We start from the raw sequence: 11,376 nt of genomic DNA on the forward strand, positions 1-11,376 counted from the left end.
CCCGTGCACACAGCGAAAACGGACCCGTTCGCCCGAGAGGTTCAGGAAGACCTCACAAGATTGATCGGGCCCAAGGGCGGCATGAAACTTGGTCTGCGGAATCGATTGCACCACCGTGGCCGGAACCTGTTCCTGCAGACACTGCCGGACGCTGTCCAGGATGAGCACCCCGGGGACCACCGGATTTCCCGGAAAGTGCCCGCGGAAGCAGGGGTGGTCCGCGGCGAACCGGAAGGTGCATCGATGTTCCATCACTGCGACGCCAGCTTCGATAGCAGGTCCCGGAGTGCGTCCTGGGTGAGCTTTCCGGTGGAATTTCGGGGAAGTCGGTCGACGCGATAGATGGGGCGCGGGAGAAACACCGCATCGATCTGATGGGTCAGGGCGCGCGTGATGTCCTGGTCCGAGATGCCCGGCGCGACAACGATCGCGGCCAAGCGGGCAGTGGTGTCGTGTTCGGCTTCGCGCGTTACATACACGCCGTCGACCACTCCCTCGATACTCGTCAGTTTCAGATTCAGATCCGCAAGGGACGCCCGTTTTCCGCCCACTTTCACGAGATCGGCCGCCCGTCCGATGAACTCAAAGGTTCGGCTGTCGATTCGTCGAATGTTGTCCCTCATCTCCAGCACGATACCTCGTCCCGCGTCGCGAACGGCGGGCCCGGTACCATTCACGACCAGTTCCAGCGGCTCCAACATGCTCCATGTCTGCGTATTCACCGTCTGCCGTGACGCGATGGCACCGTGTTCAGTGGACCCGGTCGCCGAGATCACCTGTCTGACCCTGGGCCAGTCCGGATCGGCGGCGGGAAACGCCCTCAGATGTACGGGTGTTGTGATCAGTGTTGCCTCGCCGGAAAGGGCTTTCAGCACCAGCCGTATGTCCTCCGGATACAGTGGCGTGTCCGCGACCACGCGGGCGCCACTGTGGATGGGCAACATCACCGATGTCTCGAAACCGAACATGTGTTGTGGCATTACCGTGGCGAGAATGGTGTCGTCCGCCCCGATCCCGAACCGGGCCTGGATGCGCTCGGCACTGGCCAACATGTCCCCCCACGATTTTTCATTGGGTTTCGGTGTCCCGGTACTGCCCGAAGTGAACAGGGTGACGGCCGGGCGATCGGACAGGACTTCGGGAATTGAGGACGCCGTCCCCGAGCGATCAAAGTCCGGCCTGCACTCAAACTGCTCGACACCGATGCGCGTGTCGATCGATTCAACCAGACAGTAGCTATCAGGCCAGGTGGCAACGATGGACTCGATGGCTGCAGGCGCGCGGCTGGAAGGCAGCAAAACATGTTGGCCCCGTATCTGCGCGGCCAGAAAGCCGGTCATGAAATGGACCCGGCTCTCGCACATCATGATGCAATATTGATGATCGGGGACGCACTCGGCCAGCTCCTGTGCCGCAGCCAGAATCTCTCCCGCGGAATATCCGCCATCGCCGGACAGAATCCAGGGCCGGTCCAGATCGCCCTGTTGAAATATTTCCCTGGCGTTCATCTATCGCGCCTTCCACAACGCCTGTCGCAAATCGATTCGTGTCAGCGCGACCAGGAATCCGCGCAGGCTGTAGTCCACTTCGGAGGCCAACACCACGCGTCGTACGAGGAATTCCACCAGAAAGAACGAAACCAGGAGGACATAGCTCACGAGATTCGTGAACACGGACCAGACCTGGGCGGGCGCGTAGATGGCGAGTACCAGCGAGGTGGCCAGCATGGTGATGAAAAACAGGGCCCACGCCCAGGTTACCTTGCGCGTATAGCGAAGCTCTCGCTCCGAGGCCTGTTCCCGCATCAATGCCGCGATCCTTGTGATCACCGGGACCCGTCCCGGGCGCAGGGAGCCGGCGAAGACCCAGAACAGAAAGACGTAGATGAACACCGGCGTAAGCTTCAACATCAGCAGTTCATGTCCGCGAGCCAGCGTCATGACCAGGACCGCGACGGCGGCCAGGATCAGGGCGGTCAGGCCGGGTAACCGGAGTCGGACAAGCTGGAACAGGGCCGGACTGATCAGCAGGCCCGCGTACCACGGCGCGACCAGGTCGAGGCGATTGTGTATCAGGAATTCGTGCAGAAGGACGGGGCTGAAAAAGACCAGAAGACTGAACAGGATGCGCACGCGCGTGGAATCAAGCCTGGGTCTGCCGATTGGAGTCGATATGCGACGCCAACGCCCTGAGCGACGAGAAGATACGGGAGTTGTTTTTGTCATCGGCCTTCAGGCGAAATCCGTAACGCTGGGATATCACGAGTGCGATTTCCAGGGCGTCGATCGAGTCCAGGCCCAGTCCTTCGTTGAAGAGTGGCGAATCCGGGTCGATGCTGTCGGCGGTGACGCCCTCCAGATTCAGTGTGTCGATGATGAGGTTGGCGACCTCCAGTTCCAGCGGTGACATCGACAGAAAAATCCCCGTAGCAAGCGAAAAACGAAAAATATAATAATTTTGGCTTTTATAATAACATATTAGGGGTTTTGCAAGAATTCGCCAGCAAGCACGTCCCGGGCCTCGGCCGTGGGGCTGTATCCAAACGATTTACAGGCCAAATTTGCCGCCCGGGGATGGTGCCGGGCAAAAACCCGCCAGGCAGCACTGCCTCCCCAATCCATCTCCGCCAAGAACGCGGACCCGACACCGGAGGAACAGGAAAGAAATGTCCGAAAAACGCCTCTTCCCACAGAGGAAAATGACAGCTTACGAGGCGATCAGCGAGGCACAGAAGATAGCCTACGGACCGCTCGTTTTTCAGGCGGTACGGGTCATGCGAGACATGGGGATCCTGGACGAACTGGACCGGAGCGGACAGGAAGGTAGGACAGCCGCGGAAGTGGCCGAATCCCTGGGGATCAGTCTGTATGGCGTGGAAACCCTGGTCGAAAGCGGTCTAAGCAGCGGTGTGCTGGAGCAAAACGAAAACGACCACATTGTTCTTTCCAAGGTCGGCCACTACCTGCTCCACGACGAAATGACCCGCGTCAACATGGATTACAACCACTACATTTGTTACCAGGGCATGTTTCATCTCGACGAAGCGATCACCCAACAAAAGCCTTCCGGACTAAAGGTGTTTGGCGAACAGTGGAATACGCTCTACGAGGCCCTGCCGCACCTTCCGGATCGAGTGAAGAACAGCTGGTATGCGTTCGATCACTTCTATTCGGATTCGGCCTACCCGGAAGCCCTGCAGATCATCCTGCAGCGGCACTCGAAGACGCTCGTCGATATCGGCACCAACATCGGCAAGTTCACCGTTCTCGCGGCGGGCGCCGACCCGGACCTCCGGATTACCATGATCGACCTTCCGGACCAGCTCCGAAACGCCATACGCAACGTAAAGGACGCCGGTTTTGAAGATCGCGTGGAACCCCTGGCCCTCGACCTGCTGGATTCATCCGCGCCCCTTCCGCAAGGACGCGATGTGTATTGGTTGAGCCAGCTCCTGTCGTGCTTCGGGGAAGACGAGATTGTCAGTATCCTGGCGCGCGCCCGTCACGCAATGGGTGACGACTCGCGCCTTTACATCCTGGAAACCTGTTGGGATCGCCAGGATCACGTCGCGGCAAGTTATTCCCTGATCAATACCTCGCTCTACTTCACGTGCATGGCCAGCGGCAACTCCAAGATGTACTCCGCCGAGCGCCTGTTGGAGTATGTTGACCGGGCCGGTTTGAAATGCAGCAAGGTTCACGACGGGCTCGGTATCTGCCACACCCTGTTCGAGTGCGAAAAGGCATAGTTCCACAAAAAGCAAAGCCCCAAGCCGGGGCTTGGGGCTGGGGCTGGTTCCTGCCTCAACGCATGACTGGCGTATGCGTACGGCCCGCCCGGGCGCCCTACTTTGAGACGCACATGTAGTTCAGCTGAGAACCGATATCATTGTTAATGTTCATCATCCACGAGTTGGCGTTTGGATGAATGCGAGGCTTACCGCCATTCGCACTATAGTTCAGATTCTTGCTGCTCTTGTAATTGATATCGAAGGACTTGTTCGTATACTTGATTTCGACGTCCAGGGTGTGATTTCCCCGGACAATGATCTCGGCCCCGATCACACCGGGCTTTTTCGAGGTCACATACCAGCCCCTGGCCATAAGCCCCCCGGTAATACCCTTGACCATTTGTGCATCGCTCAGAGAGCAGCTGAGCGTCTGCGGCGCCGGATCGACCAGATCCGCGGAGCGACCGTAAGCGGTCGAAACGATGCCGATGAGGCCAAATACACCGATAGCAAGTTTGGAATAGGCGCGCACTCTGTTTGTCATCTTGATTCTCCGTATCTGGATTTTCGAGGCATTCACTCCCAATCGGGCGCGAACTGAAAATTAAAGCAGCTATAGCAATTTATCAAGAATCCGGTCGTTGCGGGTCAGGCGCGCGTAGCCGCGGCCAACCCAGTACCAGTGCAAGAAAAGCGCTTCGGCAATAGCGTAACGCAGGAGTGTGTGAAATTTCCGATTTCCCTCAGCCGCGCAAGCCGCAACGTTCAGGCCCAGACCGTTGGCGAGCGTGCGAATTCGCTCCAGATGATAGCGATTCGAAACGATGGCGATACCGGATTGTCCCACGAGCAAGGACCGGGCCTTGCGCAGATTGTCCAGGGTATTCGCCGAAGTCTCCTCGACAATGATCCGTTCCGCCGTAACTCCCTTTTCCACCAGGTAGGTCTTGCCGGCGGCGGCCTCCGTGATCTGGCCGTGGGGCCGCCCGCCGAGCAGCAACATGAAGGCCTCCGGGTTGCGTTCCGCAATCTCGGCGGCACGATTCAGACGGGACGCGTAGTCCGCGGAGACGTTCCCGTTTTGCAGGCGAAAGCCCGGAACAACAACCATGCTCGCCGGGCCGATGGCCGTTGGCGCCAGCCATGCCGTTTTGATCACGCGATAGAGCAGCCACAGGTATCCGGTGCCCAGACTGGCAATCGCGGAAAACCCCGATAGCAGGAACATGGCGCCCGCATCCCGGTCAAAACCGCGCCGGGCGAGTTTGCGGAACACGGGGCGAATGAATGCCTCATGGAAACCCCGAGGGTGCATGTGCCGCTGCAACAGCCGGCGGGCAACCATCTTCGTGATCAACTTCACATCCGTGAGAGAGCGAAAATGGCTCTTGCGCAGCTCGCTTCCGTAGATTGCCGGAATGGGAACGGGTACGCTGCGGACGCTTCGCCAGGCACCCTCGATCAGCACCTCGCTCTCAAACACGAAGCTCCGCTCCCGACCGGTGTCGATGTTCAGGTCCTGGATCAGCGATGCCGGATACAAGCGGAAACCGGACTGTGAATCGGGAATCGGATAGCCGGCGGCCCAGGAAATCCAGAAGTTCGCAAACCGGTTGGCGAGATATCGTTTCGCGGGGATGTTCTGCCGCTCGTGCAACCGCGCCCCAATTATTATGGTATCGGGATGCTGCGCAGCGGCGTCCAGGATGGCGGGAATGTCCTCAGGGCGATGCTGTCCGTCGGCGTCCAGGGTAATCACATGGCTCGCCCCGTGGGCAAGGGCATGCTGCATCCCGTTCCAGAGGGAAGCGGCCTTTCCAAGATTCTGTGCGTTGCGCAATACCACGACGTCGCTGTCTACCAGCTCGGCACCGGTATTGTCACTCGACCCGTCATCGACCACGATAACCACCGGGCAGAATTTCCGTGCCCGGTTGGCGATGTCCCTGATGGTCCCTTCCTCGTTAAAAGCGGGAATGACGACCGCGCCGCGCGCTCCTGTCATTCTGCCGCCCCTGAAAGGAAGTGTGCCCAACTGGATTCAACCGGGCCAGCGCGATCCACCGCGCCGCGCCGGTTCCCGGCTTGCGCCTGTGCATTTCCTGCGCCCGCTTCAAGCCAGGCACGGCATTCCGGGTCCAATGCCTCCTGGCAGACCCGATCGTAGGCATTCAGCTCCTCGGGCGAGAGAACCTTCTGCCAGCGTCCATTGGTCCCTCGATAGAAGAAGGTTTCGGCCCCGCCTTTCCAGAACCTTCCCATCCCTGGAGCATATTGGTCGCCTCGACGCTTCATTTCCGGGAACGAAACCGCATCAACGATCCTCTCCAGCAGCGAAGCGCTGACATCGATTTCCAGAAAATCGGCAATTCCAAGGACCTGGCTGCGGATGTCACCCAAGAGGTCGTTGTAGTGAACAAACCGGATATTGTGCAGATCGCGATAGGGCCACCACGACTGGATGTTGGAAAAAAGTGACCAGTAGGGCCACCCGCTGGATTCGCCCCTCATCAACCCGCGACGGAGCCAATGGTCCCAGAACGTGTGGATGTCTGTCGGCCCATCGGGAAACGCTGGGAGATCGGGTGCAAGCAACTGGTTGATCAATGTCACGCTTTCATCGGTCATGTTTGAAAAATGATTCCACAGGGACATGAATATATCCCTGCCGTCGCGACCAACATAAATGTATTTGACTTGTTCGTCATAGGGCAGCGCATCGAGTGGCAAATGGGTCTTGATGAAGCGCCGTTCCGTCTGTCCCCGCAGGGTCGCCAGCGTTCCATGCAGGGAGGTATAGCGGGCCTCCAGCCAGGGGGAGCGCTCGGACAAGGTTCCCGAAAATGTCCCGTCCGGACCCAGAAGGTGTGCCACAATCGCCTGCACCCAGGTGGTACCCGCCTTGTACGAACTCGCGACAATAATGTCGCTGGTGCGCGCATGAAAGTGGTTCCACCTCGTGCTGTCGAGCAGGTGACACTGACAGATGCGCGAGCGCCTCGGCAGGCGCATGGTCACTGGGGTATGTTTCGGCTGCTTGTGCATTTCTGTCTGTCGACCGGGACCGAAGCCCAATGCCCATCAGCGACCAGCGAGCCGGGCAACAATATGAAACCGGATCTCAATCCGGTCGCGAATTCGCAGCAGGCCGCCCACGGCCCGAAACGGTTCAATGTTGAACTCCGACTGATCCACCGGAAAGGCGCCGTCGGCCGAGAGCACTTCTCCCGTGGACTGAATCCGGACCGGGACAACAATCTTTCGTTTCATGCCGTGCAGATCGATTTCGGTATGAAGCGCGTTGCCATCGAATACACCCGACGCACGGATCCTGTTGAAGCGGGGATAGTCCAGGACCTTCGGGCCCAACATGTTGCGACGGGTTGCCTTGCGGGCGCTGTCGTCCACTTCCGTGGAGAAATCCGTGCCCTGGGCTGCACGGTCATCCTTGCGGTCCACCTCCAGGCTTTCCATGGGCAACTGCAGCGAAAAGCGCCCGGTCCGGGCCCCTGAGCCCTGCCACTGGATGGTTCCGTGCAGGGCGCGGCTGCTGATGACATGATTGTGGCCGAACGGCTGCAGGAAACCGCCGCGGTAGACCAGGATCGATACCAGGGACCGGTCTTTCAGGATCTCGTAGGTACCGGCCGGAGCCGCTGCACTGGCCCCTGCCAGCACGTACAGACCGACCGTGGCTGCGGAGACAAGAGACTTCAGGGCAGATCCGAACCAGTATGACATCTGTGCTGTCCCGTAGCCGGAGCCCTTGTCGCGATCTGGCGGCGCGGCCTGTACCTCAGCCCTTGGGAGGACCTCAATTCTTGCCTTGCTGGACTTGCGTGCAGGACCTGTAGGCTGTCTGGGTACGTCATTGGTACGCGTACCTCCGAACAATCTTTCAACAGGCTAGTTCACGATTCTTCAAAATGCAATCACCACTCCCCGACGCCGGGCTGCGATGGCGTAGGTTCAAGCTGTGGCTGGAAATAGCAGTCCGGTGACGCGACTAATCCGAAGGCTGCGACGGCCGTGCATTGGTCGCCGGCGCGTGCTGTGCCGGAAGATGATAGACCACGCCCTAGCGTATGATCGCAAGGATTCCGCCTGCTGCCACCAGAAGTAACAGAACAACAATCAATATCAGCTCGGTACGATGTTCTTTGAGTACCTCTTTCTTCCTGTCTTCCACAACTTCACTCCGGTTGACGAAACGCAAACCCTGCGAGCGCTATTCTACGGTTACCGACTTGGCCAGGTTGCGTGGCTGATCCACGTCGGTGCCTCGCAATACCGCAACATGGTATGCCAGAAGCTGCAGTGGCACGCTGTAGGTGATCGGCGCAGTCGACGGGCCGATATCGGACAGCGTGAGGTTTTCGTAGTTGTCCAGATCGATGTGTACATCCTTGTCGCTGAACAGAAACAGCTGACCGCCGCGGGCGCGGACCTCCTGCAGATTGGACAGGACCTTTTCAAGCAGGGGATCTCGCGGGAGGGCGCAGATAACCGGCATCTCGGCGTCGACCAGGGCGAGCGGGCCGTGTTTGAGTTCGCCTGCCGGATACGCCTCCGCGTGAATGTATGAAATCTCCTTGAGCTTGAGGGCACCCTCCAGCGCGATCGGGTAGAACGGACCCCGGCCGAGGAACAGCGCATGCTGCTTGTCGCCGAAGGCGTGTGCCATGGCTTCGATCGCATCGCTAAGTTCGAGCACCACCTCGATCTGACGCGGCAGCGCATGCAGTTCCTCGACCTGCTCCTGTTCCTGCTCTCGCGTCATGCCATGCCGGCGCGCCAGCGCCAGCACGATGAGCCGCAGGGCCACCAACTGGGTCGTGAACGCCTTGGTGGATGCGACACCAATCTCGGGGCCGGCACGGGTCATGAGCGCCACATCCGATTCCCGCACCAGCGAACTCTCGGGTACGTTGCAGATACTGAGGCTACCGACGTAACCGGCCTTTTTGGCGCCGCGCAGGGCCGCGAGTGTGTCCGCCGTTTCGCCAGACTGCGAGATGGTCAGGAACAGCGTACCGTCGGGCACAACAACATTGCGATACCGGTATTCACTCGCAACCTCGACACTGCACGGAATCCCCATCTCCTCCAGCCAGTACCGGGCGACGAGACCGGCGTGGAAACTCGTTCCGCAGGCAACAATGTGAACTCCTTGCGCGCGGTCGAACAGCGCTGTGGCCTCGTGGCCGAAACTCTCTTCCAGCAACCGCCCCTTGTAGATCCGCCCCTCGAGCGTTTCCGCGATTACGGCCGGCTGCTCGAAGATCTCCTTGAGCATGTAATGGCGGTAGGGCCCCTTGTCGGCGACCGAGGCGGACACCTGTGAATCGCGCACCGGGCGCTCCACTTCATTCCCCTCGCCATCGTAGAGCCTGATGCTCTCATGCCGAATGTCCGCGATATCGCCTTCCTCCAGGAAGATGAACCGCTTCGTAACGGGCAACAGGGCGAAAACATCCGACGCGATGAAGTTTTCGCTGTTGCCGACGCCAATGACGAGCGGACTGCCGACGCGCGCCACCACCATGCGGTCCGGTTCTTCGGGTCGGATCACGGCCAGTGCATATGCTCCGACCAGCTTGTTGGCAGCCTGGCGCACCGCCTGGAGCAGGTCCGGCGCGGAACGCAGTTCATTGGCGAGCAGATGGGCGATGACCTCCGTGTCGGTTTCCGACGTGAAGAAAAAGCCCTGCTTCTCCAGTTCCTGGCGCAGTTCTGCGTGATTTTCAATGATCCCGTTGTGCACCAGGGCAACGGCCTCGCCGCTCATGTGCGGGTGGGCGTTACGCTCGGCGGGGATGCCGTGCGTGGCCCAGCGCGTGTGGGCGATCCCGAGTTCGCCGGTCAGGGAAGACTGATCCAGGCGTTTTTGCAGTTCGGCCACCTTGCCAACGGAGCGGATGCGCTCGAGACGTGACTGCCCATCACGAATTGCGATGCCGGCGGAATCGTATCCGCGGTATTCAAGCCTGCGCAGGCCGTCGATCAGTGTGGGAACGATGTTTCGTTTTGCGATTGCGCCAACAATGCCACACATGGGGAATTCCGTGTCTACTCGTTTGATATGGATTGACTTCGTCTGGCAGGGCGCCTCGGACACAACGGGATGCTGATTCGTCCCGGTTCAGCCGACTGCTTTCCCCACCCCCTGTTTCCCGCTGCGTACAGCGGTCCTTTCTTCCTCCCCCGGCGGAAAACACCGTCGGGGCACTCACGCTCACGGCTTGTTCTTGACCGGGCGCTTCCAGCCCTCGATCGTCTTCTGACGGATTTCAGAAATCGTCAAGGTTCCTTCAGGTGCGTCCTTGCGGAGCATGGTACCCGCCCCCAGGGTTGCGCCGGCTCCGACCGTCACCGGCGCGATCAATACGCTGTTGGCCCCGATGGATGCGTTGTCACCAATCACCGTGCGGTGCTTGTTGGCACCGTCATAGTTGGCGGTGATGGTACCGGCGCCAATATTGACGCCGCTGCCCATGGTGGTGTCGCCAATGTAGGTGAGGTGATTGATCTTGCTGCCCTCGGCGATCTGTGAGTTCTTGATTTCGACGAAGTTGCCGGCCTTGGCCCGGTCAGCGAGCTCGGCCCCGGGGCGCAGACGCGCGAACGGCCCGACGGAGCAGCCGGCGCCGATGCGGCTCTCCTCGATGACACAGTTGGCCAGTACCTGGCTGCCGGCCTCAATGACGCTGTCGCGGACAATGCTGTTGGGGCCGATGTGTACACCATCGCCCAGTTCCACCTTGCCCTCGAGGATGACATTGACGTCGATGACGACGTCGCGGCCGGCGACAAGCTCGCCGCGCAGGTCGAAGCGCGCGGGATCACGCAGGATCACGCCCTGTTCCATCAGTTCCTGCGCCTTGTTCATCTGATATTGCCGCTCCAGCCGGGCCAGCTCGACCTTGCTGTTGATGCCCTCGATTTCACTAACTGTAGCAGGATTTTCCGTCGCCACCGAAATGCCCTCGGCAACCGCCAGGGCGACCACATCGGTCAGATAAAACTCACCCTGGGCGTTGTTGGCATCCAGCTTCGCCAGCCAGCGGCGCAGATTCCCGGCCCGGGCCGCAAGAAAGCCGGTATTGATTTCCCGTATGGCTCGGATGGCCTCGTCGGCATCCTTGTATTCTACGATCCGGCTCACCTCGTCCTGCTCGCGCACGATGCGGCCGTAGGCGGCCGGCTCGTCCAGTTCCACCGTCAACAGGGCCAACGGAGCATTTTCAGCCGCACCAACCAGGGCGCGCAGGGTCCCGACCCGGATCAGGGGAACATCCCCGTAGACCACCAGCACCGTGGCCTCATCGGGAACCCCGGGCATTGCCGCGGACACGGCATGACCTGTCCCCAGCTGCTGGTCCTGAAGTACCCATTGCGCCCCGGCGTCGGGAAAGGCCTGGGGCACGCGCTCGCCGCCATGACCATAGACCACGTGGACGGCCCGTGCGCCAAGGGCGTGGACGGTATCAAGCACATGGGCCAGCAAGGGGCGGCCGGCCAGGGTATGCAACACCTTGGGCAGGTCAGAGCGCATGCGCGTACCCTTGCCGGCGGCAAGGACCACTACTTCGAGAGGGGGGTGCACCGTCATGGCGGCATTAAAGCACAGTCGGGCGCCGGCCCGA

The 11,376-nt window shown here is 60.2% G+C and carries 10 protein-coding genes; 1 reads left to right on the forward strand and 9 read right to left on the reverse strand.

Features of this window, described 5'->3' with window-relative positions:
* Positions 1-251 precede the first annotated feature (251 nt).
* The 3 genes from P8X48_06000 to P8X48_06010 are packed head-to-tail and all read right to left on the reverse strand — an operon-like array spanning position 252 to position 2,409.
* The gene (locus P8X48_06000; GenBank protein MEJ2106870.1) at positions 252-1,508 is read right to left on the reverse strand and encodes an AMP-binding protein; all 1,257 of its coding nucleotides are present in this window, start codon (positions 1,506-1,508) and stop codon (positions 252-254) included.
* Entirely contained in the window at positions 1,509-2,132 is a 624-nt protein-coding gene (locus P8X48_06005; protein MEJ2106871.1) for a hypothetical protein, read from the reverse strand.
* Between the two features lie 10 nt (positions 2,133-2,142).
* Entirely contained in the window at positions 2,143-2,409 is a 267-nt protein-coding gene (locus P8X48_06010) for a phosphopantetheine-binding protein (GenBank protein MEJ2106872.1), read from the reverse strand.
* Positions 2,410-2,698: 289 nt separating this feature from the next.
* Here P8X48_06010 and P8X48_06015 point away from each other — a divergent pair, with 289 nt between their 5' ends.
* A complete protein-coding gene (locus P8X48_06015; protein MEJ2106873.1) occupies positions 2,699-3,748 on the forward strand; it encodes a class I SAM-dependent methyltransferase in 1,050 nt (349 codons plus the stop codon).
* Between the two features lie 97 nt (positions 3,749-3,845).
* On the opposite strand, the gene P8X48_06020 is transcribed toward P8X48_06015, so the two are convergent.
* From P8X48_06020 to glmU, 6 genes are all read right to left on the reverse strand, one after another.
* On the reverse strand, positions 3,846-4,274 hold the full coding sequence (locus P8X48_06020) for a hypothetical protein (protein MEJ2106874.1): 429 nt from the start codon (positions 4,272-4,274) through the stop codon (positions 3,846-3,848).
* Between the two features lie 69 nt (positions 4,275-4,343).
* Entirely contained in the window at positions 4,344-5,735 is a 1,392-nt protein-coding gene (locus tag P8X48_06025; GenBank protein ID MEJ2106875.1) for an ElyC/SanA/YdcF family protein, read from the reverse strand.
* Positions 5,732-6,742, reverse strand: a complete 1,011-nt coding sequence (locus P8X48_06030) for a sulfotransferase domain-containing protein (GenBank protein ID MEJ2106876.1) — start codon at positions 6,740-6,742, stop codon at positions 5,732-5,734. Before P8X48_06030 ends, P8X48_06025 begins: the two co-directional genes overlap by 4 nt.
* Positions 6,743-6,811: 69 nt before the next feature.
* A complete protein-coding gene (locus P8X48_06035) occupies positions 6,812-7,471 on the reverse strand; it encodes a YceI family protein (GenBank protein ID MEJ2106877.1) in 660 nt (219 codons plus the stop codon).
* Positions 7,472-7,958: 487 nt separating this feature from the next.
* A complete protein-coding gene (glmS, locus tag P8X48_06040) occupies positions 7,959-9,785 on the reverse strand; it encodes a glutamine--fructose-6-phosphate transaminase (isomerizing) (GenBank protein MEJ2106878.1) in 1,827 nt (608 codons plus the stop codon).
* Positions 9,786-9,965: 180 nt separating this feature from the next.
* Positions 9,966-11,376, reverse strand: a 1,411-nt coding sequence (gene glmU, locus P8X48_06045; protein MEJ2106879.1) for a bifunctional UDP-N-acetylglucosamine diphosphorylase/glucosamine-1-phosphate N-acetyltransferase GlmU, incomplete at its 5' end; no start/stop codon positions are given.

The sequence above is a fragment of the Acidiferrobacteraceae bacterium genome, from assembly GCA_037388825.1.
GTDB lineage: Bacteria > Pseudomonadota > Gammaproteobacteria > Acidiferrobacterales > JAJDNE01 > JARRJV01.

What these genes read in the sequence shown, in the direction of transcription:
- P8X48_06000 (MEJ2106870.1), bottom strand. Translation starts at nt 1,508, where the DNA reads ATGAACGCCAGGGAAATATTTCAACAGGGCGATCTGGACCGGCCCTGG.
- P8X48_06010 (MEJ2106872.1), bottom strand. Translation starts at nt 2,409, where the DNA reads ATGTCACCGCTGGAACTGGAGGTCGCCAACCTCATCATCGACACACTG.
- P8X48_06015 (MEJ2106873.1), top strand. Translation starts at nt 2,699, where the DNA reads ATGACAGCTTACGAGGCGATCAGCGAGGCACAGAAGATAGCCTACGGA.
- P8X48_06020 (MEJ2106874.1), bottom strand. Translation starts at nt 4,274, where the DNA reads ATGACAAACAGAGTGCGCGCCTATTCCAAACTTGCTATCGGTGTATTT.
- P8X48_06025 (MEJ2106875.1), bottom strand. Translation starts at nt 5,735, where the DNA reads ATGACAGGAGCGCGCGGCGCGGTCGTCATTCCCGCTTTTAACGAGGAA.
- P8X48_06030 (MEJ2106876.1), bottom strand. Translation starts at nt 6,742, where the DNA reads ATGCGCCTGCCGAGGCGCTCGCGCATCTGTCAGTGTCACCTGCTCGAC.
- P8X48_06035 (MEJ2106877.1), bottom strand. Translation starts at nt 7,471, where the DNA reads ATGTCATACTGGTTCGGATCTGCCCTGAAGTCTCTTGTCTCCGCAGCC.
- glmS (MEJ2106878.1), bottom strand. Translation starts at nt 9,785, where the DNA reads ATGTGTGGCATTGTTGGCGCAATCGCAAAACGAAACATCGTTCCCACA.